Origin of the sequence: Cedecea neteri NBRC 105707 = ATCC 33855, assembly GCF_001571265.1 — a bacterium.
In the GTDB taxonomy this organism is placed as follows: Bacteria; Pseudomonadota; Gammaproteobacteria; order Enterobacterales; family Enterobacteriaceae; genus Cedecea; species Cedecea neteri.
The window spans coordinates 76,632-103,403 of record NZ_BCTL01000021.1 but is presented as its reverse complement, the minus strand read 5'-3'; the positions used below and the strand labels follow the sequence as shown (position 1 = coordinate 103,403).

Below are 26,772 nucleotides of genomic sequence, written 5' to 3'. Positions count from 1 at the left end.
ACGATGCAACAGGCATTTGGCGAAATGAGTGGGGTCATCCATTTTCTGATGGAGATCGATAAACTCAAGCTGGTCCAGCGCCGTACCAAAATCATCGGCCATGAACGCCATGAAAATTCTGCGGAGCACAGCTGGCATTTCGCCGTGGCGGCGATGAGCCTTGCGCCCTGGGCCGAAAAAGACGTGAATATCCAGCGAGTGATTCAGATGGCGCTGTTACATGACATCGTGGAAATCGACGTTGGCGATGTGCTGGTTTATGACATTGCCGCCCGTGAAGCCATTGCCGACAAAGAAGCTGCGGCCGCACGCCGCCTGTTTGGTTTATTACCCGCGCCACAGGGGCCACAATTCCTCGCACTGTGGGAAGAATATGAGTCGGGCACCAGCCCTGATGCTCGTTTTGCCGGAGCGCTGGATCGTATTTTACCTATTCTGCTAAACCTTCATAACGAAGGGCAGAGCTGGCGGGAGAATAATATCTCCCTGCAGCAGGTATTAACCCGCAATGCGCAGGTGGGAGAAAGCTGGCCGGAATTATGGCAACATGTCGAGCGCCAATTATATCTGGCGCACGAGAAAGGCTGGCTGCGTTAGCCCTGGCCGTTAGCAAAAGTCGACTCAGCAGGAAGAGAGAGTATGTTTACCCACGCGGCAATCGCCAACCTGAACGGCCTCGAAATGATGGTCTACAACTTTGTCATCAAAAACAAAGACAAAGTGATGTACATGACCATCAGGGAGCTGGCGGATGCCGCAGGTGTCTCCACCACTACCGTGCTGCGTTTTTGCCGCAAGCTCAACTGTGAAGGGTATTCTGAGTTTCGTGTTCGCTTTAAATTATATCTGGAGCAAACGGAAACCCAGCCTGCTAATTTCGGCAGCAGCGAAATCATCAGTTTTTTTAAAAGCACCAATAACGAAGAATTTGATACTCTCATCGATCATGCGATAGATATTATATGTTCATCTGAGCGTATTATTTTTGTTGGTGCAGGAACATCTGGTGCCTTAGCTAAATACGGCGCACGCTTTTTCTCAAACGTTGGAAAATTTAGCAATCATATAGATGATCCTTATTTCCCGGTCACCAACGATATGGCACGTAACGCACTGGCCATTGTACTTTCGGTTTCCGGCGAGACGGAAGAGATCTTACGCTTTGCCAGCCAGTTCAGCCTCCACCACTGTAAAGTGATGTCTATTACCAGCCATGAGAACTCGTCGCTGGCTAAGTTAGCCGACTTTAATATTTCCTGGCATATTCCACCGGTACGTATTGCCGGGGTTTATGACATCACTACACAAATTCCCGTTATTTATATTCTCGAAACCATTGGCCGTCGTTTGGCGAAAAGGATGCTGTAAAAAACACCCTGTTTTTTATTTGTGACAAATCACAATTCACGCTATTTGTTATATCGTGACAATCCTATTTCATTTGTTAGACTCCAAAACAGAAATAATAAATTCAGCGCCACAGTGTGATTCAACGCACATTATTTTCTGCGCTAACGATGAGATGAAATAATATGAAACAACTGAAGTTACCGAAGGACTTTTTATGGGGCGGCGCGGTCGCCGCTCACCAGGTAGAAGGCGGCTGGAACAAAGACGGTAAAGGCCCAAGCATTTGTGACGTACTGACGGGCGGCGCCCACGGCGTACCACGCGAGATTACTCAGCAGGTTGTGCCCGGTAAATATTATCCAAACCATGAAGCGATTGATTTTCATGGCCGCTACAAAGAAGACATCAAGCTCTTCGCCGAGATGGGCTTCAAGTGTTTCCGCACCTCGATTGCCTGGACCCGAATTTTCCCTAATGGCGACGAACTGCAGCCTAATGAAGCCGGCCTGAAGTTCTACGATGACATGTTCGATGAGCTGCTGAAGTACAACATCGAGCCGGTTATCACCCTCTCCCACTTCGAAATGCCGCATCATCTGGTCACCGAATACGGCGGCTGGACCAGCCGTAAAGTGGTCGATTTCTTTGTTCGTTTCGCCGAGGTCGTGTTCGAGCGCTACAAGAGCAAAGTGAAGTACTGGATGACGTTTAACGAAATCAACAACCAGCGTAACTGGCGCGCGCCGCTGTTTGGCTACTGCTGTTCCGGCGTGGTTTACACCGAGCACGACAACCCGGAAGAGGTGATGTACCAGGTGCTTCACCACCAGTTTGTAGCCAGCGCAATGGCGGTGAAAATCGGCCACCGCATCAACCCGGAAATGAAGATTGGCTGCATGCTGGCGATGGTGCCGCTTTATGCCTTCTCCTGTAAGCCAGAAGATCAGATGTACGCCCAGGAGTCGATGCGCGAGCGTTACGTGTTTACCGACGTGCAGCTGCGTGGCTATTACCCTTCCTACGTGCTGAACGAGTGGGAACGCCGCGAGTTCAACATCAAAATGGAAGCTGGTGACGAGCAAATCCTGCGCGAGGGTGTTTGCGATTACCTCGGCTTTAGCTACTACATGACGAACGCCGTTCAGGCCGAAGGCGGCAGCGGCGATGCTCTCTCCGGCTTCCAGGGCAGCGTGCCGAACCCGCACGTCAAAGCCTCCGACTGGGGCTGGCAGATTGACCCGGTTGGCCTGCGTTATGCGCTCTGCGAACTGTATGAGCGTTATCAGAAACCGCTGTTCATCGTGGAAAACGGCTTTGGCGCTTACGACAAGGTCGAGGCAGACGGCGCCATCAACGATGACTACCGCATTGATTACCTGCGTGCTCACGTTGAAGAATTGAAAAAAGCCGTGACCTACGATGGCGTGGATTTGATGGGCTATACGCCATGGGGCTGCATTGACTGCGTGTCGTTTACCACCGGCCAGTACAGCAAGCGCTACGGCTTTATCTACGTCAACAAACACGACGACGGCACCGGCGATATGTCTCGCTCCCGCAAGAAGAGCTTCAACTGGTACAAAGAAGTGATCGCCAGCAACGGCGAGAATCTTTAAGCAACCACCACCTCAACAGGAGGTGGTTTAGAGTTGATAAGCAAAAGGCGCCTGGATGGCGCCTTTTTTACTTAAACGGGCAGGCCAAACCGGAAGCAGGCTCCGCGCTGTGGCAAGTCGACCAGGGAAATATCGCTGCCGTGAAGCTGCAGCATCTGTCGGACGATCATCAGGCCAAGCCCGCCAACCCTGAGCCGGGACTGGTGCACAATCGAAGGCCTTACAAACAGTCCCTCTTTTAGCTCCTGCGGAATACCCGGCCCGCTGTCGCTGACCTGTACCATCACCTTATCCAGCTCCTTCCATAGCCGGACCGAAATCACGCCTTTGTCCGGCGTATGGCGGATCGCGTTGTCCAACAAATTGGTTAACACTCGCTCAATCATGCTGACATCGGCTTCAATCAGCGGCAATCCAGGCTGAATGTCAGCCAAAAGATCAAGCTGGCGAGTCTGCGCCGGTAGCTCAAATTTCTGGAATACATCCTGCAGCAGTTCGCTGATAGAGAAGCTCTCCTTATGCGGCTTAACCACGCCATATTCCAGACGGGCCAGCTCAAACAGCGATTGCGCCAGCGCACCGACCTTCTGGCTTTGTGCGAGGGCGATATCCAGATAACGTTTTTTATCGGCCTCGCTCAGGGTGGCAGACATCACCGACAGGCTTTCAAGATAGCCATGCAGAGACGTCAGCGGGGTGCGCAGGTCATGAGAAATATTGGCGATAAACTCACGCCGCAGCTGATCCTGCTGCGTCAGGCTGTGCCACTGCTCGGAGATTCGCCCGGCCATAGCAATCACCCCGTGACGCAGCTGGGCAAGCTCATCCCCGTCTCCGCCTGCTTTTTGCGGGAGCGCCGCCATCGCCTGCATTTCGGCCATACCGCCCGATTCCAGGGCCTTAACGTGCTGCGAAAGTTCGCGTAGCGGGCGCGTTATCCAACGGAACGCCAGGCCGCCAACCACCAGCCCCAGCACGCAGATCAGGCTCAACAACAGCAGGCTAAGCTTCAAGACAGCATCAAACTGGGCGCTGTTGGCGAGCTGATTATAGGTTTCCCCCAGCAACACCACGTACAAATAGCCTTCCAGCTTGCCGTCCCGCAGCATCGGCGCCACGCTAAACACCTTTTGCCCGTCAATGCTGCGCGGGTCGTCGCCATAAAGCGGGAACTTACCGCCATTCAGCGCGGCCTGAAGCGGCGCGAGATCGACCTGATGGCGCTTTATATGCCCATCCGGCGCTGCGTCACCTATGATATTGCCTTGCTTATCCAGCAGATAAACTTCCACGCTGGGGTTAACGGCCATCAGATGGTCGAACAGCGTGCGCACCGAGTCTTTGTTTAACCCATCCTGCCCGAGCAGCGGATAGCTTTGGTTGATGTGCTGCGCCAGGTCACCGGAAAGCTGCTGGATAACGGCCTGGCTGTACTGCGTGCTGGTACGGACCTGCAGCCAGCCCAAAAAGGCGCAGGCGGTCAGCAGCAGCACGGCGAAAACCAGCGTCAGGCGCCGGGAAAGCGTAAGGATTCGCATAGGGTTACTCACGTATCTGGGCGGTAAATTTGTAGCCTTTACCCCACACGGTGCGGATGAAATTCGGCTCCGCCGGGTTGTCTTCAATCTTAATCCGCAGGCGGTTGATATGGGTGTTAACGGTGTGCTCGTAGCCTTCGTGCTGGTAACCCCAAACCTGGTTGAGCAGATTCAGCCGCGAAAACACTTTGTCCGGATTACGGGCAAAGAAATAAAGCAGGTCAAACTCTCGCGGAGTTAGCTCTACCGGCAGTTGATTCAGGCGAACGTCTCTGGCCAGAGGGTCAATCGAAAGAGTGCCAAAGGTCAAAGTCCCGGCATCTATCTTAAGGTTCTGGCTCATGGCTTCCTGGCGGCGGAACAGCGCCTTCACGCGAGCCACCAGCTCGAGCATTGAAAAAGGTTTCGCCAGGTAGTCGTCCGCGCCCAGCTCAAGCCCCAACACGCGGTGCGTTTCGCTGGAGCGGGCGCTGATCATGATAATCGGCGTGTAGCGCGTCATGCTTCTGGCAAAGCGGCAAATCTCCAGGCCATCAACGCCGGGCAGCATGAGATCGAGAATCAGCGCATCCCAGCCGCCCTGCCTCAACTTTTCCAGCCCGACATTGCCGTCGGCGGCATGCACAATCTCAAAGCCTTCTTCCCGCAAATGCAGTTGCAAAAGCTCGGCGATATTTTCGTCGTCTTCCACGATTAAGATTTTTTTTGCCTGATTCACTTTGTCCGTCCCCACACGCCTGGCATAGCCAAAGTTTACACAACTCGCGTCGGTTAAGTTGTCACATTTAATTTAACTTTGCGTGAGGCAATCGGGAACAAATCCGGCCAATACTCGCTGCATCGAATCACGAGGAAGCCGGACGATGGAAAGCTCAACGCTGCATACCGCCCCAACGCTCATTCACCCGCTATGGCTGAGGCTTTGCCACTGGCTGAATGCGCTGGCGATACTGATTATGGTCACCAGCGGCTGGCGCATTTATAACGCCTCTCCGCTGTTTCATTTCCAGTTTGCCAACGAACTCACCCTCGGCGGCTGGCTGGGTGGCGCGCTGCAGTGGCACTTTGCCGGGATGTGGCTGTTTGCGGTCAACGGCGTGATTTACCTGCTGTGCAACCTCTTCAGTGGCCGCTTTAAGCAGAAATACTGGCCCTTATCGCCTCGTGAATTCTTCCATGATGCCCTGGCGGCGCTGCGGGGGAAATTAGCCCACGCTGACCTGAGCCATTACAACATGGTGCAAAAGGCGGCCTATCTGTTTGTTATCGCCGACTGTCTGCTGCTGGTCGTTTCCGGCCTGGTGGTGTGGAAGTCCGTGCAGTTTGCCCTGCTGCGAGAATTGCTTGGCGGCTACGACACGGCGAGGTTTATCCACTTTTATGCCATGTCCGCGCTGGTCGGTTTCGTGGTGATTCATCTGCTGATGGTGGCGCTGGTACCCCGCACGTTGCTCGCCATGCTCCGTGGCCGCTGAGGAAGAAACATGAGCGATAAAAACGAAATCATTAAAGAAGCGACGCAGCTGATTAATAAGCAGCTCTCGCAGGAAGGCCGCCGTCGTTTTTTAAAGCAGGGCTTAACGCTCGGCGGCATCGCGATGCTTACCGGCTGCGATATCAGTGATAACGCCACGGTTGAAAGTTCGCTCAACAAGATTTCACGTTTTAACGACCGCATCCAGGCCTGGCTGTTTAACGGCAGCCAGCTGGCACCGGTTTACCCGGAAAGCATGATCGACCTTAACTTCCCGTTTAACGCCTTTTACAGCGAGGACGAAGCGCCAGACATCAACGGTGACAGCTATCGCCTGGAGCTTGCCGGGCTGATTACCGACAAGCGTCCGTGGACCCTGGCACAGCTTCACCAGATGGCGCAGGTCAGCCAGGTCACTCGCCACATCTGCGTCGAAGGCTGGAGCGCCATCGGCAAATGGGGTGGCGTCCCTTTTGCCCTGTTCCTGAAAGGGATTGGCGCCGACCTGCGAGCCAAATACGTCAGCTTCAAATGCGCGGATGATTACTACACCAGCATCGATATGGCCACCGCGCTGCACCCGCAAACGCTGATTGCTTTAACCTGGGATGGCAAAGTCCTGCCGCGCAAATACGGCTACCCGATGAAACTGCGCATCCCAACCAAACTCGGCTACAAGAACCCGAAGCATATTCAGGTCATTGAAGTCACCAATCGCTACCCCGGCGGCTACTGGGAAGACCAGGGCTATAACTGGTTCGGCGGTAGTTAATTCTCTGTATCTCACTGTGAACGTAAGGAATCAAAAAATGAAAAAGATCTACGCTGCTCTGCTGTGCTCCACCATGCTGTTCGGGATTGCCGGTGCCAACGCGGCCGACTCGATGAGCAAAGATTCAATGGCCAAAGACGGGATGGGCAAAATGACCCACACCTGTAAAGACGGCATGAAGAAAGACTGCATGTCCAAAGATGGGATGAAGAAAGACGGCATGAGCAAAGATCACATGGGCAAAGACAGCATGGCCAAAGACGGTATGGCTAAAGACAGCATGAGCAAGCAATAAGCCTTACGCTACGCCAGTCTCACCCTCTTCTGGCGTAGCGATCTTATTTCCCTCCGGCCGCATCAATAAACGTGCCGGTCACATAAGAAGCCTTCTCGCTTAGCAGCCAAACAATCGCTTCAGCTATTTCTTCCGGCTGGCCGCCGCGCTGCATCGGCAATGCCGTTTTCACCCGCTCGACTCGCCCCGCTTCTCCGCCTGAGGCATGCATTTCGGTATAAATGAAACCAGGCCTCACGCCGTTCACACGAATGCCCTGCGCGGCAACCTCTACCGCCAGCCCGGTGGTCAACGTATCAACCGCACCTTTTGACGCCGCATAGTCCACATATTCTCCCGCCGCCCCTAACCGGGATGCCGCAGAGGAAACGTTAACAATTGCTCCGCCTTCTCCACCGTGGCGGTATGCCATGCGTTTCACCGCCTCCCTGCAGCAGAGAAAATATCCGGTGACGTTAGTCGTCAGCACACGGTTAATACGATCCGCCGTCAGATTTTCAATCGTCGATTGTTGAAACAGGATCCCGGCATTGTTCACCAGCGCGGTCACCGGCCCAAACGCGTTATCGATTTCGGCGAACATCGCCATCACCTGAAGCTCATCGGCAATATCCGCCCGCAGCGCCAGCGCTTCGCCGCCGTTGGCGACAATGGTATTCACCACGTCGTCCGCAGCCTGCTTATTGCGAAGGTAGTTGACCACCACTTTATAGCCATGCTGGGCCAGTAAAAGCGAGGTGGCTTTGCCGATTCCCCGGCTGCCGCCGGAGCTATCTGCATGTGATTCTCCAGAAACAAGAAAGGGCACCGAAGTGCCCTTAATCAAGTTGTTAAAACTATTCGTATTCGCTCATCGGCACGCAGGAGCAGAACAGATTACGGTCGCCGTAAACGTCGTCGAGGCGCTTCACGGTTGGCCAGTATTTATTGCCGTGACCAGCCGGGAAGACCGCCAGTTCGCGGGTGTACGGGTGCGCCCATTCGGCAACGATTTCGTCCTGAGTGTGCGGCGCGTTCACCAGCGGGTTGTCTTCCAGAGTCCATTCGCCAGCTACCACGCGGTCAATTTCGCTGCGGATAGAGAGCATAGCGTCGATGAAGCGGTCCAGCTCCACTTTGCCTTCGGATTCGGTTGGCTCAACCATCAGCGTACCCGCTACCGGGAACGACATGGTTGGCGCATGGAAGCCGAAGTCGATCAGACGCTTGGCGATGTCCAGCTCGCTGATGCCGGTTTCTTCTTTCAGCGGACGAATATCCAGAATACATTCGTGAGCCACGCGGCCGTTCGCGCCGGTATACAGCACCGGGTACGCAGACTTCAGGCGGGTCGCGATGTAGTTGGCGTTCAGAATCGCCACGGAGCTGGCTTTCTTCAGCCCATCCGCGCCCATCATGCGGATGTACATCCAGCTGATTGGCAGGATAGAGGCGCTGCCGAACGGTGCTGCAGAAACCGCGCCCTGCTGGGTCAGCATCTCTTCAATCTGCACCACGCTGTGGCCTGGCACAAACGGAGCCAGATGCGCTTTCACGCCGATTGGGCCCATGCCCGGACCGCCGCCGCCGTGCGGAATGCAGAAGGTTTTGTGCAGGTTAAGGTGTGAAACATCTGCGCCGATATAACCCGGCGTGGTGATCCCCACCTGGGCGTTCATGTTCGCACCGTCCAGGTACACCTGGCCGCCGAACTGGTGAACAATTTGGCAAACTTCGCGGATGGTTTCTTCGTACACGCCGTGGGTCGACGGGTAGGTCACCATGATGCAGGAGAGCGCTTCGCCAGCCTGTTCGGCTTTAGCTCGCAGATCCTGCAGATCGATGTTGCCTTGTTTATCACAGGCCACAACGATCACTTCCATGCCCGCCATCTGCGCGGAGGCCGGGTTGGTACCGTGCGCGGAGCTTGGGATCAGGCAGATATTACGGCTGCCTTCGTTGCGGCTTTCGTGGTAGCGGCGGATAGCCAGCAGGCCTGCATATTCGCCCTGTGCGCCGGAGTTCGGCTGCATGCACAGCGCGTCATAACCGGTCAGCTTCACCAGCCAGTCGGACAGCTGGGCAATCATCTGGTGATAACCTTCAGCCTGGTTTGCCGGGCAGAACGGGTGCAGCTCGGCAAATTCCGGCCAGGTGATAGGGATCATTTCGGCGGCGGCGTTCAGCTTCATGGTGCAGGAGCCGAGCGGGATCATCGCCTGGTTGAGCGCCAGATCTTTACGCTCCAGAGAGTGCATGTAACGCATCATCTCGGTTTCGCTGTGGTAGCGGTTGAAGACCGGATGAGTCAGGATCTCGTCGTCGCGCAGCATCGGTGCCGGGATGGATTTGCTGTCGTTGGCAACGTCACGGTCCAGCTTGTCGATGTCCAGGCCGTGAGCATCACCCAGCAGCACGTCGAACAGGGCAACAATGTCTTCACGGTTGGTGGCTTCATCAAGGGTGATGCCCACCGCGTTCAGGATATCGCTGCGCAGGTTGATTTCACGCGCTTCGGCACGCGCCAGCACGGCGGCCTTGTCAGCCACTTCAACACAAAGAGTGTCGAACCAGTGTTTGTGACGCAGCACCAGGCCTTTCTGCTGCAGGCCAGCGGCAAGAATGTCGGTCAGGCGATGGATGCGGCCAGCAATGCGCTTCAGGCCAGCCGGGCCGTGGAAGACCGCATACAGGCTGGCAATGTTCGCCAGCAGAACCTGAGAAGTACAGATGTTGGAGTTCGCTTTCTCACGGCGAATATGCTGCTCGCGAGTTTGCATCGCCATGCGCAGCGCGGTGCGGCCAGCGGCATCGCGGGAAACGCCGATAATACGGCCAGGCATAGAGCGTTTAAATTCATCGCGAGCGCCAAAGAACGCCGCGTGCGGCCCGCCGTAGCCCATTGGTACGCCGAAGCGCTGAGCTGAGCCGAAGACGATATCCGCGCCCTGTTTGCCCGGCGCGGTCAGCATAACCAGCGTCATGAAATCAGCGGCGACGCTTACCACAACTTTGCGCAGCTTCAGTTCGGCAATCAGCGCAGTGTAATCATGCACTTCACCGGTGGTGCCAACCTGCTGGAGCAGCACGCCGAATACATCCTGATGATCCAGCACTTTTGCAGCATCATCGACAATGACGTCAAAGCCGAAGGTTTCCGCGCGGGTACGCACCACGTCCAGCGTTTGTGGGTGAACGTCGGATGCCACAAAGAAGCGGTTAGCGTTTTTCAGCTTGCTGACGCGTTTGGCCATCGCCATCGCTTCGGCTGCCGCGGTGGCTTCGTCAAGCAGAGAAGCAGAAGCAATGTCCATGCCGGTGAGGTCAAGCGTGACCTGCTGGAAGTTCAGCAGCGCCTCGAGACGGCCCTGGGAAACTTCCGGCTGGTAAGGCGTGTAGGCGGTATACCAGCCCGGATTTTCCAGCATGTTACGCAAAATCACCGGCGGCGTTTGTACCGCGGTATAACCCATGCCAATGTAAGTTTTGAAGCGTTTATTGCGGCTGGCGATGGTTTTTAACTCGGCCAGCGCGGCAAACTCGGTCGCCGCGGCGCCAATCTGAGGCGGCTCAGCAAGCTGAATGTCCTGCGGAACAATGCTGGCGATCAGGTCGGGGAGCGTCTTCGCGCCGACGGTTTCCAGCATTTCTTGCTGCTGCTGCGCGTCCGGGCCAATGTGACGGTCGATAAACGCTTCGTGATTCTCTAACTGACGTAAAGACTGGGTCATGAGCGGTGATTCCTGAAATGTTTTCCCCTCCCCACCAGGGAGAGGGGTTTAAAAATTACTCGTCTTCTAACAGGGCTTCATAAGCAGAAGCATCCAGCAGCGCGGCAACCTGTGCTTCGTCGCTGGCCTTAATTTTGAAGATCCAGCCTTCGCCGTAAGGCTCGCTGTTGACCAGCTCCGGGCTGTCGCTCAGCGCGTCGTTAACCGCAACGATTTCACCGCTGATTGGGGCGTAGATGTCAGACGCCGCTTTCACGGATTCAGCAACGGCACAATCATCACCGGCAGAAACGGTGGCGCCCACTTCAGGCAGGTCAACAAATACCATGTCACCCAGCAGTTCCTGCGCGTGTTCGGTGATGCCCACGGTGTAGCTGCCGTCAGCTTCTTTACGCAGCCATTCGTGCTCTTTGCTGTATTTCAGTTCGTTCGGCACATTGCTCATTGTTTTCTCCTGATACCTGATTTCAAAATTTAAAGCGCGACCGGCTTACCGGCGCGAACAAAAATAGGTTTGGTGACTTTGACCGGCATTTCGCGGTTGCGAATCTGCACGATCGCCGTTTCACCGATGCCCGCCGGTACGCGAGCCAGCGCAATGCTGTAGCCGAGCGTTGGCGAGAAGGTGCCGCTGGTGATTGCCCCTTCATGCGTATTGCCCTGCGCGTCGGTAAACCGTACCGGCAGCTCATTACGTAATACGCCTTTTTCGGTCATGATCAAGCCAACCAGCTGCTCAGTGCCGCTGGCGCGCTGCGCTTCCAGTGCTTCACGGCCGATGAAATCACGATCTTCTGGCTGCCAGGCGATAGTCCAGCCCATATTGGCCGCCAGTGGAGAAACGCCTTCGTCCATGTCCTGGCCGTAGAGGTTCATGCCCGCTTCCAGGCGCAGCGTGTCGCGAGCGCCCAGGCCGCAAGGCTTCACGCCGGCTTCAACCAGCTGCGCCCAGAACTCTGCGGCCTTTTCGTTCGGCATCGCAATTTCGTAGCCCGCTTCACCGGTGTAGCCGGTGGTGGCAATGAACAAATCGCCGGACTGCACGCCAAAGAACGGCTTCATGCCTTCAACGGCTTTACGCTGCTCTTCGCTAAACAGCGTGGCGGCTTTGGCCTTCGCGTTCGGGCCCTGAACCGCGATCAGCGACAGGTCATCGCGCACGGTAACGGACACGCCATACGTCTCGGCATGCTGGTTAATCCAGGCAAGGTCTTTTTCACGGGTGGCGGAGTTAACAACGAGGCGGAAGTTGTCTTCGGTGAAGAAGTAGATAATCAGGTCGTCAATCACGCCACCGGAAGCGTTGAGCATGGCGGTGTAAAGCGCTTTGCCCGGCTGGGAAAGTTTGGCGACGTCGTTGGCGACTAAGTAACGCAGAAACTCGCGGGTACGGCTGCCGTGCAGGTCGACGATGGTCATGTGCGAAACGTCGAACATACCGGCGTCGGTGCGTACAGCGTGGTGCTCATCAATTTGCGAGCCGTAGTGCAGCGGCATCATCCAGCCGTGGAAATCAACCATGCGGGCGCCGCAAAGCGTGTGCTGTTCATATAAGGGGGTCTGTTGAGTCATCTTTTCCTCTTTAACCATCTGGTTGCAAAGCGGATTTGGCTTTGCCAACCGTCAGACGAAACCCGGCATCGCCACCGTTCCCCGATAGCGACGCAAACGTTACCTTTGACCTGAACTTACCACCGAACGGGGGCGTAAACCATAAGCGGAAAACGGTCATTGCATTAGCTTATGACCAAAATGAGAGAGGAAGTGTGCAGAGTAATTCACTGTAAAAATGCGATGCACTCCACATTAACAGCAGGTATTTAGCGTCGAATTTAGTACTAGCTAACATTTACGACCATTTCAGAAACAAATTGACTACATCACAGAATTTGTAAGATTAGAAAATGTAATCCGAGATTTGTCCTGAGATTAGAATATTTCAAACGAGGGCGAAGGTGCCCTTCCCGGTCATCGGGAAGGGAAATGTGACGGGGTTATCACTTAGAGATTCAACGTAGCCAGGACGGCAAGTCTTGCAGCCCCATCGCCTGGCGAACTAGCTGCGGTTTAACCCCCGGCAGCGTATCGGCAAGCTTCAGGCCAATGTCTCTGAAAAGCTTTTTAGCCGGGTTGCTGCCGGCAAACAGGTCGCGGAACCCTTGCATACTGGCCAGCATCACCGCCGCGCTGTGCTTGCGGCTGCGCTCATAGCGGCGCAGGTAGAGATGCTGCCCGAAATCTTTGCCTTCGCGATGCAAACGGCGAATTTCCGCAATCAATTCAGCAGCATCCATAAAGCCGAGATTCACCCCCTGCCCGGCCAGCGGATGAATGGTATGCGCGGCATCCCCCACCAGCGCCAGACGATGAGCGGCAAAGCTGCGGGCGTAGCGGCCCGTCAGCGGGAAGGTGCGGCGCTCACTTTCAACAGAGCACAGTCCCAGACGCATGTTAAAAGCGACGGAAAGCGCCTGATTGAACGCTTCATCGTCGGCCTGCTGCATACGCGCGGCTTCTTCCGGCGGCAGCGACCAGACAATCGAGCACAGATGCGGGTCAGAAAGCGGCAGAAATGCCAGAATGCCTTCCCCGTGGAACACCTGACGCGCAACAGCCTGATGCGGTTCGGCAGTGCGAATTGTCGCTACCAGTGCATGATGATTGTAGTCCCAGAACGTCAGCGGAATGTCCGCTTTGTCGCGCAGCCAGGAGTTGGCGCCATCTGCGCCCACCACCAGCCTGGCGGTTAACATCGTGCCATCTTTAAAGGTCAAGAACGCTTCGTTTTCACCCCAGGCAACCTGGCTAATATCCACAGGTGCCATCAGGCTGATGTCGCTGCATTGCTCCGCACGTTGCCACAGCGCCTGGTGGATCACCGAGTTTTCGATAATGTGCCCCAGATGGCTAAAGCCGAAACTCTTATCATCAAAGGCGATTTGCCCGAAGCTGTCTCGCTCCCAGACTTCCATCCCGTGATAGCTGCTGGCTCGCTCGCTAATTTTTGACCACGCGCCCAGATGCGTCAGCAATTTTTCGCTCGCCGCGTTGATCGCCGAAACGCGCAGTTCCGGTGCAGCTTCAGGCACCAGCGGCTGAGGAAGTTGGCTTTCAATGACCGCAACGCGCAGGCCGCTGCCCTGGAGCCCACAGGCTACCGCCAGCCCCACCATGCCGCCGCCGACAATCGCCACATCTACGCTTTGCAAATTGACTCTCCTTTAACGCGCCACCCAACCCAGGGTGCGCTGAGCCAGCACGTCTCGTGCCGGAGTAAAATGTTCCATCGCCATCAGGCCAAGGTTACGGCCCACCACCAGCGGTGCCCAACGGTTGGCAAACAGCTGAACCAACCCGTCAGTGACGCCGATAGTTGCCGCTTTATCTGCGGCCCGGCGCTGCTGATAAGCAGCCAGCACCGGGAAACTGCCGACATCTGTACCTGTGGCATGCGCCTCTGCCAGCCCTTCAGCCAAAGACATAACGTCGCGCAAGCCAAGATTGAACCCCTGCCCGGCTATCGGATGCAGCGTTTGCGCGGCATTACCGACCAGCGCCAGGCGATGGGATACGGTCTGCGAAGCCTGCTGCAGCGCCAGCGGATAATGATGTCGAATACCTGCATGGGTAATTCGCCCCAGCCGCCAGCCAAAGGCTCGCTGAAGCTGTTGGCAAAACTCGGCTTCACTCCAGCTTTCAACTTCCTCACGGGCGTCCAGCGCGTGGCACCAGACCAGCGAGCAGCGCCCGTCGGACATCGGTAACATGGCAATCGGCCCGTGCCCGGTAAAACGCTCAAACGCCCGACCATGATGGAGCTCGGAGGTGGTGACGTTGGCAATCACGGCGATTTGCTGGTAGCTCTGCGGCTGCCAGGTAACGCCGCACTGCGCTGCCAGCTTAGAGCGCGTGCCATCTGCGGCAACCAAAACGCTGCCCTGCAGTTCAACGCCGTTATTCAGCACAACCTGCACGAAATGCTCGTGCCGGGTAAATGACGAAACACGCTGCGGGCAATGCAGCGTTACGCCTGGCGCTTTACGCAGCAGGCTGAAAAGACGCAGCCCGACGTCGTGAAGCTCCACAACCTGACCAAGCGCATCAATCTGGTAATCTTCAGCCTCGAGGGTGACGAAACCAGCGTGGCCCTGGTCGCTAACGTGTACGGTTTTAATTGCCGTGGCGCAGTCGGCAAGCGCAGACCATACGCCAATGCGAGCCAACTGCTGGCGGGTACCCTGGGCGAGCGCGATGGCCCTGGCATCAAACCCCGGATGAGCCGTTGAGTCCGGAGCAATCGCTTCGATAAGGTGTACCGGCAGTTTGCCCTGGGTGAGCGTCGAAATGGCCAGCGCCAGCGTTGCCCCCGCCATGCCACCGCCAACAATGATGACGCTCATTGCTGACGCGCCGCAGCCATCAGCGCTTCAATATCGTCTGCGGATTTCACCACGCTGGCGGTCAGATTTTCATTGCCATCTTCGGTGATAACGATGTCGTCCTCAATGCGGATGCCAATGCCACGGTACTGCGCGGGCACGTCCGCATCCGGCGCGATATAAAGCCCCGGCTCAACGGTAATAACCATGCCCGGTTCGAGCACACGTGACTTGTCCAGGCCATAAGCGCCCACGTCATGAACGTCGAGACCCAGCCAGTGGCTCAGGCCATGCATAAAGAAGGCACGGTGGGCATTGCTGGCAATAAGCTGATCGACATCGCCTTTGAGAATGCCTAGCTTCACCAGCCCTTTAACCATAATGCGTACGACTTCCGCCGTCACTTCCTGCATGGAGGTGCCAGGGCGGTAGAGTTTTAGCGAGGTTTCCAGGGACTCCAGGACGATGTCGTAAATCTCACGCTGGGCCGGGCTGAATTTCCCGTTGACCGGGAAGGTACGCGTGATGTCTCCGGCGTAGCTTTGGTATTCACATCCGGCGTCTATCAGTACCAGATCGCCTTCGCGCAGCTCACTTTCGTTTTCGGTGTAATGCAGAATACAGCCGTTTTCGCCGCCGCCAACAATGGTGGTGTACGAAGGATAACGCGCGCCGTGGCGGGTAAACTCGTGGTGAATTTCACCCTCGAGCTGATATTCGAACATGCCTGGACGGCAGGCCTGCATGGCACGAGTATGCGCCAGTGCGGTGATTTCCCCGGCGCGACGCATAACGGCAATCTCCTCTTCGGATTTGAAGAGACGCAGTTCGTGTACCGCTGGACGCCAGTCCGTCAGCGTTGCAGGCGCGGCCAGGTTTTGACGCGAACCACGACGCAACTTATCCAAAGCGGCAAAAACGATGCTGTCCGCGTATTCGTACTCGCCCTGAGCGTGGTAAACCACATCCAGGCCGTTTAGCAGGAGATGCAATTGCTCACCGATTTCGCTGAAGGCCAGCGCGCGATCCACGCCTAGCTTCTGCGGCGCAGCTTCCTGGCCAAGCCGACGGCCAAACCAAATTTCTGCGCTTTTATCTCTCACGCGGTTGAACAGCACGCTGTGATTATGCGACTCATCGCTTTTGATGAGCACCAGCACGGCTTCTGGCTCGTTAAAGCCCGTGAAGTACCAAAAATCGCTGCTCTGCCGATAGGGATACTCACTATCCGCATTGCGGGTTGCTTCCGGAGCCGCAAAAATTAACGCTGCGCTGCCCGGCATCATCTTAGCCAGTAGCGCCTGGCGGCGACGAAGAAATTCCTGCTGATTCATCACACCTCCTGACATCTTTATCGTTAGTGGAGCGTTGGCTTACGTACCTCGGGCGCGGTCGGTGCCGCATGAGTAAAGGTGTCGTGGCACAGCAGCGCGGCAACACGCACGTACTCAATAATTTCTTCGAGCGACATTTCCAGCTCTTCCTGATCTTCGTCCTCGTCATAACCCAACTGGGCAATGTTACGCAGGTCGTCAATCGCTTCACCGGTTTCGCCGGTGACTTTGTCGAGCTTGCTCTGCGTGACGCCGAGGCCCAGCAGGAAGTGATTTACCCAGCCGGAAAGTGCATCGGCGCGATCGAAAACGGAGACATCATCCCCGTCCGGCAGGTAGAGCTGGAACAGGAAGCCTTCGTCTTCCAGCGCGTCGCCAATGGCGCCGTGCATCTGGCGCAGCGGATCCGCCAGGTTCTGGCTAAAGGCGAGGCCTTCGTTCGTCAGGTCATGCAGCAGCGTTTGCCAGCTGGTATCTTTGTTACCGCCGCACAGCATGCCGCTGATCAAGCCGTGCATTTCTGCAGGCGTCAGACCCACACCCTGTTGGTTCAAAAGTTGGCCGACTAAGTCGTAGTCAGGCATTGCGTTCTGTATTGACATGCGCATTCGTCATCGTTGGCAGGAATAGTGTGTGTTATGCTACCACCAGGACCCCCGCAGATACCAGAAAAGGGCTTGTATCTTGATATCGGGATAGCTATAGTGGCGCCCCTTCCGCTACCGGGGCCGGTAGCGTAAAGGCAGCCGAGTAAACAGCAGGAAGGTGGCATGTCTGCACAACCAGTCGATATTCAAATTTTCGGTCGTTCATTGCGCGTGAATTGTCCGCCTGAACAACAGGATGCGCTGAATCAGGCTGCGGAAGAGCTGAATCAGCGGTTGCAAGATTTAAAAGTTCGCACTAGAGTCACAAATACCGAGCAGCTGGTCTTCATCGCAGCACTGAACATTTGCTACGAACTGGCTCAGGAAAAGTCGAAAACCCGTGACTACGCCGCCAACATGGAAGAGCGTATTCGGATGCTACAGCAGACCATCGAACAAGCATTGCTTGAGCAAGGTCGCATTGCAGACCGACAGGGTCCAAAGTTTGAATAACACTTCGCAGTTGACTATGGTAGAGTAACTTCGAAGACAAAATTTCTCTGAGATGTTTGCAAGCGGGCCAGTCCCCTGAGCCGATATTTCATACCACAAGAGTGTGGCGCTCCGCGGTTGGTGAGCATGCTCGGTCCGTCCGAGAAGCCTGAAAACCATGACGACACACTCACCTTGAACCAAGGGTTCAAGGGTTACAGCCTGCGGCGGCATCTCGGAGATTCCCTCTTTACTACCCGGCCATCATGACGCATATCCCGTTAACCTCAACGCTTCGTCAGGACATTCGCCAAACTATCCGGCAGAGACGTCGGTCTCTCACCCCCGCTGAACAACAAACCTTTGCCCTACAGGCCGCTGAACGCATGTTAGCGTTTGAGCCGGTTATTCGTGCTCAGACCGTAGCGGTGTTTCTCTCGTTCGACGGCGAGCTTGATACCACGCCGCTGGTTGAGGCTTTATGGCAGGCGGGAAAAGAGGTTTACCTTCCGGTACTTCATCCTTTTAGCGCCGGTAACCTGCTGTTTTTGCGCTACACGCCGCAAAGCACTTTGGTCACCAATCGCCTGAAAATTCTTGAACCTAAGCTGGACGTTCGCGACGTGTTGCCGCTGAATAAGTTGGACGTGCTGGTTACGCCACTGGTTGCCTTTGATGAAACCGGGCAGCGTTTGGGGATGGGCGGCGGGTTTTACGACAGAACGCTACAGAATTGGCAGCAGCACGGCCTTTACCCGGTTGGCCTGGCGCACGATTGCCAGCAGGTGGATGCGTTGCCAGTAGAGCAGTGGGATATCCCTTTACCAGCCGTAGTCACGCCTTCGCGCCTCTGGCAGTGGTAATGCCCCTTCCCCATCAGAGGAAGAGGCCGCCTCGTCTATCAGTACAGCAGGCGGGCGCGGATGGTGCCCGGAATGGCTTTCATTGATTTCAGCGCTTTCTCCGCAACATCTTCCGGCGCATCAATATCAATCACGACGTAGCCCATGTGCGGCGTAGTCTGCAGGAACTGAGCGGCAATATTGATGCCCTGCTCGGCAAAGATCTGGTTAAGCGCGGTCAGGATCCCCGGACGGTTCTCATGAATATGCAGCAGACGGCTGGTTGTACCGCCGTGCAGCGGCAGAGAAACTTCCGGGAAGTTAACCGCAGACAGCGTAGAGCCGTTATCGGAATATTTCGCCAGCTTGCCCGCAACTTCCAGGCCGATATTTTCCTGCGCTTCCTGAGTCGAACCACCGATGTGTGGCGTCAGGATCACGTTATCGAACTCGCACAGCGGTGAATTAAACGGATCGCTGTTGGTGGCAGGTTCAGTCGGGAAGACGTCGATAGCCGCACCAGACAGATGTTTGCTGGAAAGCGCGCCACACAGAGCAGGAATATCTACCACCGTACCGCGAGAGGCATTGATCAGCAGCGAGCCCGGCTTCATCAGCGCCAGTTCGTTCGCGCCAATCATGTTTTTGGTGGAGGTGTTTTCCGGCACGTGCAGACTCACCACATCGCTCATATTCAGCAGATCGGAAAGATGCTGAACCTGAGTGGCGTTGCCCAGCGGCAGCTTGTTTTCGATGTCGTAGAAGTAGACGTGCATCCCCAGAGATTCAGCCAGAATCCCCAGCTGCGTGCCGATGTGGCCGTAACCGATAATGCCCAGTTTTTTACCACGAGCCTCGTAAGAACCCACGGCCAGTTTGTTCCACACGCCACGGTGCGCTTTAGCGTTAGCTTCAGGAATGCCGCGCAGCAGCAGCACCAATTCGCCAATCACCAGTTCGGCAACGGAACGGGTGTTAGAGAACGGGGCGTTGAACACAGGGACACCGCGCTTCGCGGCGGCTTCCAGGTCAACCTGGTTAGTGCCAATGCAGAAGCAGCCCACCGCCACCAGTTTTTCAGCCGCAGCAAAGATCTCTTCGGTCAAATGGGTGCGGGAACGCAGGCCAATAAAGTGAGCATCACGGATCGACTCTTTGAGCGCTTCGGAATCCAGCGCGCCTTTATGAAATTCAATGTTGGTGTATCCCGCCGCGCGAAGATTATCCACCGCTTTTTGGTGCACGCCTTCGACAAGCAGGAATTTAATTCTGTCTTTATCCAGTGATACTTTTGCCATTTCCCCGACCCTATTTCTGTGCTGTTGTGTTCGTTTCTGGGCGGTGATGCGCCACCGCCTATAAGTTACCCTTCTGTCAAAATATCAAAATCTACGTTTGGGGCAATATGAACGATTGCGTCGCCGTATCGTCAGGCGGGAATAAGGCGGCAGGTGTCAGAATAAAATGCTGGGAGGGAGGAAGAACCAGGAATGAATCACAGGACTGTTACCAAAATGTGATATATGTCACCAAATATGCCGTTAAAATAATTTGTCATTTTTTATACGGTTTTTTGGGGCGCAGAACGCGCCCCGGCCAGATCATTTCACGATGGTTTTCACGCCGTCAGCGGTACCGATCAGCGCCACATCCGCGCCACGGTTCGCAAACAGGCCCACGGTAACTACGCCTGGCATACCGTTGATGATGTTTTCCAGCTTCATCGGCTCCATGATGCTTAGACCATGCACATCCAGAATGATGTTGCCGTTGTCCGTGACCACGCCCTGGCGATATTCCGGGCGGCCGCCCAGCTTCACCAGCTCACGCGCTACGGCACTGCGCGCCATCGGGATAACCTCAACCGGCAGTGGGAAGTTGCCAAGGATATCGACCTGCTTGGACGAGTCCGCAATGCAGACAAATTTGTCGGCAACAGAGGCGATGATTTTCTCGCGGGTCAGGGCCGCGCCACCGCCTTTGATCATCTGCATCTGGTGGTTGATCTCATCGGCACCGTCAACGTAAACGCCTAATGAGTCCACCTCGTTGAGATCGAAAACGGGGATCCCAAGGCTTTTCAGTTTCGCGGTGGAAGCGTCGGAGCTGGAAACAGCGCCTTCAATCTGGTGTTTGATGGTGCCCAAAGCATCAATAAAGTGTGCGGCAGTTGAGCCCGTACCCACGCCCACAATGGTGCCCGGCTGCACGTACTGGAGTGCTGCCCATCCGACTGCTTTTTTCAGTTCATCCTGCGTCATAATTTTATGCCTGTGATGTGGAAACTGACGCGCATTATAAAGCATGCGTCGGAAAAATGTCCCCGGCTTTGCCGCAATGCCAACGTCATCACGTTCGAACGAAATCACCGCTCGCCGATTTGGTCTGAATCAACGGCAAATTTATGTCATAGTGATTGCTCGACGAAATCAGGAGCAGATGAACAACAATGAAACGCCCGGACTACAGAACGCTGCAGGCGCTGGATGCGGTAATCCGTGAACGAGGGTTTGAGCGTGCGGCGCAGAAGCTGTGCATTACTCAATCAGCCGTCTCACAACGTATTAAGCAACTGGAAACGATGTTCGGCCAGCCATTGTTGGTGCGCACCGTGCCGCCTCGTCCTACCGAGCAGGGGCAAAAACTGCTGGCGCTTTTACGCCAGGTTGAACTACTGGAAGAAGAGTGGCTGGGCGACGAGCAAACCGGCTCCACGCCGCTGCTGCTTTCCCTGGCGGTCAACGCCGACAGTCTGGCAACCTGGCTGCTGCCGGCTCTGGCGCCGGTATTAGCCGACTCGCCTATTCGCCTGAATCTTCAGGTTGAAGATGAAACCCGGACTCAGGAACGCCTGCGCCGGGGTGAAGTGGTCGGCGCGGTGTCAATTCAGCCTCAGCCGCTGCCGAGCTGCCTGGTAGATCGCCTGGGCGCGCTGGACTACCTGTTTGTTGGATCGAAAGATTTTGCCGAGCGCTACTTCCCTAACGGCGTCACGCGTTCAGCCCTGCTTAAGGCTCCCGCCGTTGCGTTCGATCATCTCGACGACATGCATCAGGCGTTTTTACAGCAGAACTTTGACCTGTCGCCGGGCAGCGTGCCGTGCCATATCGTCAACTCTTCGGAAGCCTTTGTGCAACTGGCTCGTCAGGGCACAACCTGCTGTATGATCCCGCATCTGCAAATTGAGCGCGAGTTGAATAGCGGCGAATTAATCGACCTGACGCCGGGCCTGCTGCAGCGACGCATGCTTTACTGGCACCGCTTTGCGCCGGAAAGCCGCATGATGCGTAACGTGACGGATGCTTTGCTGGAGTACGGGCATAAGGTATTGAGGCAGGATACTGAATAACGTTTTGATTAACCCTCGCCTGGAGCGGCGAGGGTTAAGGTGAAGATCAAATCTTACTGAGCAGGAGCAGCCGGCGTTTGTGCGCCCTGCAGTTCAAACACCACATCGACCTGATCGTCAAACTGAATAGTCTGCTGATCGTAGGTATCCTGAGCGGAAACCGGTGCAGCCGCGTCCGCTTTCATCATGCGAACCATCGGCGCTGGCTGGTAGTTAGAAACGTGGTAACGCACGCTGTAAACCGGGCCCAGCTTGCTGTTAAAGCCTTCGGCCAACAGCTTAGCCTGGCGGGTCGCATCGGTAATCGCTTCTTTACGTGCTTTATCCTTGTATTCTTCCGGATGTGCAACGCCCAGCGACACGGAACGGATTTCGTTCAGGCCAGACTTCAGCGCGCCATCAAGCAGTTCGTTCATTTTATCCAGCTGACGCAGAGTAACTTCCACCTGGCGTACCGCACGGTAGCCCTTAAGCTGGGTTTTACCGTCTTTCAGATAATCATATTCTGGCTGTGTGCGCAGGTTGGCGGCATTGATGTCCTTCTTCTCTACGCCATTTTTCTGCAGGAAGGTCAGGTATTGCGCCACGCGATCGTCAGCCTGTTTTTTGGCGGAAGCCGCGTCCTTAGCGGACACATTGACTTCAATGGCGAGCGTAGCGATATCAGGTACGGCATCGACGCTGGCTGTCCCGGAGGTGACCACGTGCGGCCCGTTTGGCAACTCGCCTGCCTGTACGGAAACAGAACCTAATCCCATTAACGCGGCTAATGCTAAAATTTTAAACTTCACTGTAACTCCTCCGTGCTACGTTCCACTGTGATTTCGCCGATCAACAAACTCCCGGCATCTGCCAGCAAGCTTAGCCTGTAATGGCAACTTGTCTATCAGATTATGGCGAATTAGCCCACGAGCGACGCAATATGTTGCACGCCATCCCGGGCCAGTTGAGCGGCAATAAACCACATCACAATCCCAACCACGCCGTTGATAATGCGCTGGGCTTTCGCGGTACGCAGACGAGGGGCAAGCCAGGCGGCAAGAATAGCCAGACCGTAAAACCAGAGAATGGAGGCGCTAATGGTGCCCAAGGCAAACCAGCGTTTTGCTTCGTCAGCGAGCTGGCCGCCCAGGCTGCCGAGCACCACAAAAGTATCCAGATAAACATGCGGGTTGAGCCAGGTCACCGCCAGCATGGTGACGACGATTTTCCAGCGGCCCTGCTTGAGCACTTCTGCCGAGGCCAGTTCCACATTGCTGCTCATCGCAGTGCGCAGCGCCCCCCAGCCGTACCACAGTAGAAACGCCACGCCGCCCCAGGTGACCAGCGCCAGTAGCCAGGGAGACTGCATCAGAATGGCGCTGCCGCCAAAAATCCCGCCGCAAATCAAAATGATGTCGCTCAGGGCACACAAAGAAGCAATCATCAGATGATACTGCCGACGAATCCCCTGGTTCATCACGAACGCATTCTGCGGCCCCAGCGGCAGAATTAGCGCTGCTCCCAATGCAATACCCTGAAAATAATAAGATAACACGCGGCACACCCTTTAAATGTTCATCATTGAGCGTGAGTGTAATGTGCAAAAATTATTAGAGGAAATTGATAGTTTTAATCACTGATAAGAATGGCTAATTATTACAGATAAAAATAAGGCCAGCGAAAGCTGGCCCTGAAGATTATGCGTTGTCAGACTCTTTAATCTGGCGAACGTGAACGTCCATCTGCGGATAAGGAATGCCGATGCCGTTGGCATCGAGCGCTTTCTTAATACGCTCCAGCACGTCCCAGTACACGTTTTGCAGGTCGCCACTTTTGCTCCAGGCGCGCACCACAAAGTTTACCGAAGAAGGACCAAGCTCGTTAAGGCGCACGGTGATATCGCGATCCTTCAGTACACGCTCGTCGCTGGTGATGATCTCAGTCAGGATCTGCTTTACCCGATCGATGTCCGCATCGTAGGCCACGCCGATGATGAATTCGTTGCGGCGGGCGGGTTCGCGGGAGAAGTTAATGATATTGCCGGCGATGATTTTCCCGTTCGGCACTACCACGATTTTGCCATCAACGGTGCGCATCGTGGTGGAGAAGATCTGCACGTTCAGCACGGTGCCTGCAATGCCGCCGAGATCGACATACTCCCCGGTACGGAACGGGCGGAAGGTGACCAACAACACGCCTGCGGCCAGGTTGGACAGCGAACCTTGCAGCGCCAGACCAACGGCCAGACCGGCGGCACCGAGAACGGCAATCACGGAAGCGGTTTGCACCCCAACCCGGCTCAAGGCCGCAATCAGCGTGAAGGCAATAATGCCGTAGCGCACCAGCGCGGAGAGAAAATCAGCCACGGTGCTGTCGATGCTACGAGCCAGCATCAGGCGGTTCACCGTGCTGGAGATCAGGCGGGCAACGATCATCCCGACAATCAGGATGGCGATTGCGGCAACGATGTTTACCACATAACTGAGCAGGAGCTCCTGATTTCTCGCCAGCCAGCCTCCTGCATTGTGAATACTGTCTACTACGTTGAGATCTTCCATTTACTGTTCCTTGTCCGAAAAGTTTCTACGCCTGGAGAGGCAGCTCAGACCGTAAAGGGTAAACAAAAACGCATGAATGTGCCAAGCAGGTCACAAAATTGTTCACGAATTGAGTGTTAATGCGGCAAAAGAAGGGAAAAGCCCTGACATATGCCAGGGCTTATTAGCGGCTTACAGCGCCTGGGTGAAGGTTCTGGATATCACGTCCTGCTGCTGCTCGCGGGTAAGCGCGTTAAAACGCACCGCGTAACCGGAAACACGAATGGTTAGCGTTGGGTAATTTTCCGGATGTTCAATGGCATCCATTAGCATCCCACGATTCATTACGTTGACGTTCAGGTGCTGGCCGCCTTCCGTTTTAACATCGTGATGGAAATAACCGTCAAGCAGCCCCACCAGGTTATGGCGACGGACGGAGTCATCTTTACCCAGCGCGGCCGGAACGATGGAAAACGTGTAGGAAATGCCGTCCTTCGCGTAGCTAAACGGCAGCTTCGCCACGGAAGTCAGCGAGGCTACCGCTCCCTTAGTATCTCGCCCGTGCATCGGGTTAGCGCCGGGAGCGAACGGCGTTCCGCCCCTGCGCCCATCCGGCGTATTCCCCGTTTTTTGCCCGTAAACCACATTCGAGGTGATGGTCAAAATAGACTGCGTCGGCACCGCGTCGCGATAAGTTGGCAGCGCCTGAATTTTCTTCATAAAGCGCTCAACCAGATCGCAGGCAATGGCGTCCACGCGATCGTCGTTATTGCCGTATTGCGGATAGTCGCCCTCAATCACGAAATCTACCGCCAGCCCGGTGTGGTCGCGCACTGGCTTAACCACCGCGTGTTTGATGGCAGAAAGTGAGTCCACCGCCACCGAAAGCCCGGCGATGCCGCAGGCCATTGTCCGGTAAACATCCCTGTCATGCAGGGCCATCAGCGAAGCTTCGTAGCTGTATTTATCGTGCATGTAGTGGATCAGGTTCAGGGCCGTCACATACTGCACCGCCAGCCAGTCCATAAAATTGTCCAGGCTGGCCATCACCTTGTCGTAGTCCAGCACCTCGTCAAGCAACATTGGGGTTTTGGGCCCGACCTGGATCTTCAGCTTTTCATCCATTCCCCCGTTGATGCAGTACAGCAGCGTTTTCGCCAGGTTGGCGCGAGCGCCAAAGAACTGCATCTGTTTGCCAATGATCATCGGGCTTACACAGCAGGCAATGGCGTAATCGTCACTGTCGAAATCGCTGCGCATCAGGTCATCATTTTCATACTGCAATGACGAGGTTTCGATAGACACTTTGGCAGCATAGACTTTAAACGCGCTCGGCAGCGCTTCGGACCAAAGAATGGTCAGGTTCGGCTCTGGAGCAGGCCCCATCGTGTGCAGCGTATTCAGATAGCGGAAAGTGCTTTTCGTCACCAGCGTACGACCGTCCAGCCCCATTCCGCCCAACACTTCGGTGGCCCAGATAGGATCGCCGGAGAACAGCGAATCAAACTCCGGCGTGCGCAGGAAGCGCACCATGCGGATTTTCATAATAAAGTGGTCAATAAGCTCCTGCGCCTGCTGCTCATTGAGCAGGCCAGAGCGAATATCACGTTCGATATAAACATCGATAAAGGTCGCGGTACGGCCAAGCGACATTGCTCCACCGTTTTGCGACTTCACCGCCGCCAGATAGGCGAAATAAAGCCACTGAATCGCCTCCTGCGCGTTGCTCGCCGGCCTTGAGATATCGAAACCGTATCCGGCGGCCATTTCCTGGATTTGCAGTAACGCGTGGCGATGTTCCGCCAGCTCTTCACGCAGGCGAATAGTCGCTTCAAGATCCTCCCCACGCTCCAGTTTCTGCTGCAGGTCGGCAAACTGCAGCTCACGCTCGCGCACCAGATAAGTAATACCGTACAGCGCCACGCGGCGGTAATCGCCGATGATTCGGCCGCGCCCGTAGCCGTCCGGCAGACCCGTCAGTACGCCGGACTTACGGCAGCGCAGAATATCCGGCGAATAAACGTCGAACACGCCCTGATTGTGCGTTTTCCTCAGCTCGGTAAACTGATACTCAAACTCAGGATCCATTTTGCGACCATAGGCCTCAAACGAGCTTTTGATCATATTGATGCCACCAAAAGGATGCAGCGCGCGCTTTAGCGGTTTGTCCGTCTGCAGCCCCACAATTTTCTCATGTTGCTGGATGATGTAGCCGGGGGCGTGGGCGGTAATTGAAGTAGCAACGTTAGTGTCAAAGTCTACCGGCGCATGGGTGGCGTTTTCGACGCGAATGCCTTCCATGACCTTTTCCCACAGCGCCGTAGTGGCCGCCGTCGCCCCCGTCAGAAATGTGTCGTCCCCTTCATACGGCGTATAGTTTTGCTGGATAAAATCCCGAACATTTATCTCATGCTGCCAGGATTCCCCACGAAACTGCTGCCAGGCCTGAGCATAATTATCATGGGAAATATCAATATCCGTTTTCATTCATTCCATCCTCTGTACCGCAAATAAT

25 protein-coding genes and 1 other RNA gene are annotated in these 26,772 nt (G+C 55.5%); 10 read left to right on the top strand and 16 right to left on the bottom strand.

The annotated features are described in order from the left end of the window. Positions 1-3: 3 nt before the first annotated feature. The 3 genes from CNE01S_RS10175 to CNE01S_RS10165 all read left to right on the top strand — a co-directional run bounded on the left by CNE01S_RS10175 (position 4) and on the right by CNE01S_RS10165 (position 2,966). Positions 4-597 carry an HD domain-containing protein gene (locus CNE01S_RS10175; protein WP_061275668.1) on the top strand — a complete coding sequence of 198 codons (594 nt, stop codon included), beginning with the start codon at positions 4-6 and terminating at the stop codon, positions 595-597. 42 nt (positions 598-639) lie between these two features. Further along, the gene (locus CNE01S_RS10170; RefSeq protein WP_061275666.1) at positions 640-1,368 is read left to right on the top strand and encodes a MurR/RpiR family transcriptional regulator; all 729 of its coding nucleotides are present in this window, start codon (positions 640-642) and stop codon (positions 1,366-1,368) included. A gap of 164 nt (positions 1,369-1,532) precedes the next feature. Beyond that, positions 1,533-2,966 (top strand): 6-phospho-beta-glucosidase, encoded by a 1,434-nt coding sequence (locus CNE01S_RS10165; RefSeq protein WP_061275664.1) that lies wholly within the window; start codon positions 1,533-1,535, stop codon positions 2,964-2,966. A 71-nt stretch (positions 2,967-3,037) separates the two neighbouring features. On the opposite strand, the gene CNE01S_RS10160 is transcribed toward CNE01S_RS10165, so the two are convergent. Both CNE01S_RS10160 and CNE01S_RS10155 read right to left on the bottom strand, forming a co-directional pair. Then, positions 3,038-4,504 carry a sensor histidine kinase gene (locus tag CNE01S_RS10160; RefSeq protein WP_061275662.1) on the bottom strand — a complete coding sequence of 489 codons (1,467 nt, stop codon included), beginning with the start codon at positions 4,502-4,504 and terminating at the stop codon, positions 3,038-3,040. 4 nt (positions 4,505-4,508) lie between these two features. Then, the gene (locus CNE01S_RS10155; RefSeq protein ID WP_061275694.1) at positions 4,509-5,222 is read right to left on the bottom strand and encodes a response regulator transcription factor; all 714 of its coding nucleotides are present in this window, start codon (positions 5,220-5,222) and stop codon (positions 4,509-4,511) included. Between the two features lie 145 nt (positions 5,223-5,367). On the opposite strand from CNE01S_RS10155, the gene CNE01S_RS10150 reads away from it, so the two are divergent. From CNE01S_RS10150 to CNE01S_RS10140, 3 genes are read left to right on the top strand one after another with little or no spacing between them, the layout of a single operon-like run. Further along, a complete protein-coding gene (locus CNE01S_RS10150) occupies positions 5,368-5,979 on the top strand; it encodes a cytochrome b/b6 domain-containing protein (RefSeq protein WP_061275660.1) in 612 nt (203 codons plus the stop codon). A 9-nt stretch (positions 5,980-5,988) separates the two neighbouring features. Next, positions 5,989-6,750 carry a molybdopterin-dependent oxidoreductase gene (locus CNE01S_RS10145; protein WP_061275658.1) on the top strand — a complete coding sequence of 254 codons (762 nt, stop codon included), beginning with the start codon at positions 5,989-5,991 and terminating at the stop codon, positions 6,748-6,750. Positions 6,751-6,787: 37 nt separating this feature from the next. Next, complete coding sequence (locus CNE01S_RS10140; protein ID WP_061275656.1) at positions 6,788-7,045, top strand: pentapeptide MXKDX repeat protein; 258 nt, start codon at positions 6,788-6,790, stop codon at positions 7,043-7,045. Between the two features lie 43 nt (positions 7,046-7,088). Here the strand turns inward: CNE01S_RS10140 and CNE01S_RS10135 are convergent, their stop codons facing one another. The 8 genes from CNE01S_RS10135 to CNE01S_RS10100 all read right to left on the bottom strand — a co-directional run bounded on the left by CNE01S_RS10135 (position 7,089) and on the right by CNE01S_RS10100 (position 17,070). Then, the gene (locus CNE01S_RS10135; RefSeq protein ID WP_061275654.1) at positions 7,089-7,853 is read right to left on the bottom strand and encodes an SDR family oxidoreductase; all 765 of its coding nucleotides are present in this window, start codon (positions 7,851-7,853) and stop codon (positions 7,089-7,091) included. Between the two features lie 28 nt (positions 7,854-7,881). Next, the gene (gene gcvP, locus CNE01S_RS10130; protein ID WP_061275652.1) at positions 7,882-10,755 is read right to left on the bottom strand and encodes an aminomethyl-transferring glycine dehydrogenase; all 2,874 of its coding nucleotides are present in this window, start codon (positions 10,753-10,755) and stop codon (positions 7,882-7,884) included. Between the two features lie 55 nt (positions 10,756-10,810). Then, a complete protein-coding gene (gcvH, locus tag CNE01S_RS10125; protein WP_008461608.1) occupies positions 10,811-11,200 on the bottom strand; it encodes a glycine cleavage system protein GcvH in 390 nt (129 codons plus the stop codon). A gap of 29 nt (positions 11,201-11,229) precedes the next feature. After that, on the bottom strand, positions 11,230-12,327 hold the full coding sequence (gene gcvT, locus CNE01S_RS10120; protein WP_061275650.1) for a glycine cleavage system aminomethyltransferase GcvT: 1,098 nt from the start codon (positions 12,325-12,327) through the stop codon (positions 11,230-11,232). 437 nt (positions 12,328-12,764) lie between these two features. Further along, entirely contained in the window at positions 12,765-13,964 is a 1,200-nt protein-coding gene (ubiI, locus tag CNE01S_RS10115; protein WP_061275648.1) for an FAD-dependent 2-octaprenylphenol hydroxylase, read from the bottom strand. A gap of 12 nt (positions 13,965-13,976) precedes the next feature. After that, positions 13,977-15,155, bottom strand: a complete 1,179-nt coding sequence (ubiH, locus tag CNE01S_RS10110; RefSeq protein WP_061275647.1) for a 2-octaprenyl-6-methoxyphenyl hydroxylase — start codon at positions 15,153-15,155, stop codon at positions 13,977-13,979. After that, complete coding sequence (pepP, locus tag CNE01S_RS10105) at positions 15,152-16,468, bottom strand: Xaa-Pro aminopeptidase (protein ID WP_061275645.1); 1,317 nt, start codon at positions 16,466-16,468, stop codon at positions 15,152-15,154. The genes ubiH and pepP overlap by 4 nt, the downstream gene beginning before the upstream one ends. A 23-nt stretch (positions 16,469-16,491) precedes the next feature. Then, on the bottom strand, positions 16,492-17,070 hold the full coding sequence (locus CNE01S_RS10100) for a YecA/YgfB family protein (RefSeq protein WP_138089239.1): 579 nt from the start codon (positions 17,068-17,070) through the stop codon (positions 16,492-16,494). Between the two features lie 168 nt (positions 17,071-17,238). Between CNE01S_RS10100 and zapA the strand changes: the two genes are divergently transcribed. From zapA to CNE01S_RS10085, 3 genes are all read left to right on the top strand, one after another. Next, positions 17,239-17,568: a cell division protein ZapA gene (gene zapA, locus CNE01S_RS10095; protein ID WP_008461599.1), complete on the top strand. Its 330-nt coding sequence runs from the start codon at positions 17,239-17,241 to the stop codon at positions 17,566-17,568. 41 nt (positions 17,569-17,609) lie between these two features. Then, positions 17,610-17,793, top strand: a non-coding RNA gene (ssrS, locus tag CNE01S_RS10090) — 6S RNA. Between the two features lie 20 nt (positions 17,794-17,813). Further along, a complete protein-coding gene (locus tag CNE01S_RS10085; protein ID WP_061275641.1) occupies positions 17,814-18,410 on the top strand; it encodes a 5-formyltetrahydrofolate cyclo-ligase in 597 nt (198 codons plus the stop codon). A 38-nt stretch (positions 18,411-18,448) separates the two neighbouring features. On the opposite strand, the gene serA is transcribed toward CNE01S_RS10085, so the two are convergent. Together serA and rpiA are read right to left on the bottom strand one after the other, a co-directional pair. Beyond that, a complete protein-coding gene (gene serA, locus CNE01S_RS10080) occupies positions 18,449-19,687 on the bottom strand; it encodes a phosphoglycerate dehydrogenase (protein WP_061275639.1) in 1,239 nt (412 codons plus the stop codon). A gap of 303 nt (positions 19,688-19,990) precedes the next feature. Then, entirely contained in the window at positions 19,991-20,650 is a 660-nt protein-coding gene (gene rpiA / locus CNE01S_RS10075; RefSeq protein ID WP_061275637.1) for a ribose-5-phosphate isomerase RpiA, read from the bottom strand. Between the two features lie 188 nt (positions 20,651-20,838). Between rpiA and argP the strand changes: the two genes are divergently transcribed. Next, positions 20,839-21,738, top strand: coding sequence for a DNA-binding transcriptional regulator ArgP (gene argP, locus CNE01S_RS10070; protein WP_008461592.1), 900 nt, complete (start codon positions 20,839-20,841; stop codon positions 21,736-21,738). 53 nt (positions 21,739-21,791) lie between these two features. Here the strand turns inward: argP and CNE01S_RS10065 are convergent, their stop codons facing one another. The 4 genes from CNE01S_RS10065 to pflB all read right to left on the bottom strand — a co-directional run bounded on the left by CNE01S_RS10065 (position 21,792) and on the right by pflB (position 26,744). Beyond that, a complete protein-coding gene (locus CNE01S_RS10065; RefSeq protein ID WP_061275636.1) occupies positions 21,792-22,529 on the bottom strand; it encodes an oxidative stress defense protein in 738 nt (245 codons plus the stop codon). Positions 22,530-22,639: 110 nt separating this feature from the next. After that, complete coding sequence (argO, locus tag CNE01S_RS10060; RefSeq protein WP_061275635.1) at positions 22,640-23,275, bottom strand: arginine exporter ArgO; 636 nt, start codon at positions 23,273-23,275, stop codon at positions 22,640-22,642. Between the two features lie 142 nt (positions 23,276-23,417). Next, entirely contained in the window at positions 23,418-24,278 is an 861-nt protein-coding gene (locus CNE01S_RS10055) for a small-conductance mechanosensitive channel MscS (RefSeq protein WP_061275634.1), read from the bottom strand. 171 nt (positions 24,279-24,449) lie between these two features. Beyond that, complete coding sequence (gene pflB / locus CNE01S_RS10050) at positions 24,450-26,744, bottom strand: formate C-acetyltransferase (RefSeq protein ID WP_061275632.1); 2,295 nt, start codon at positions 26,742-26,744, stop codon at positions 24,450-24,452. Between the last annotated feature and the right edge of the window lie 28 nt (positions 26,745-26,772).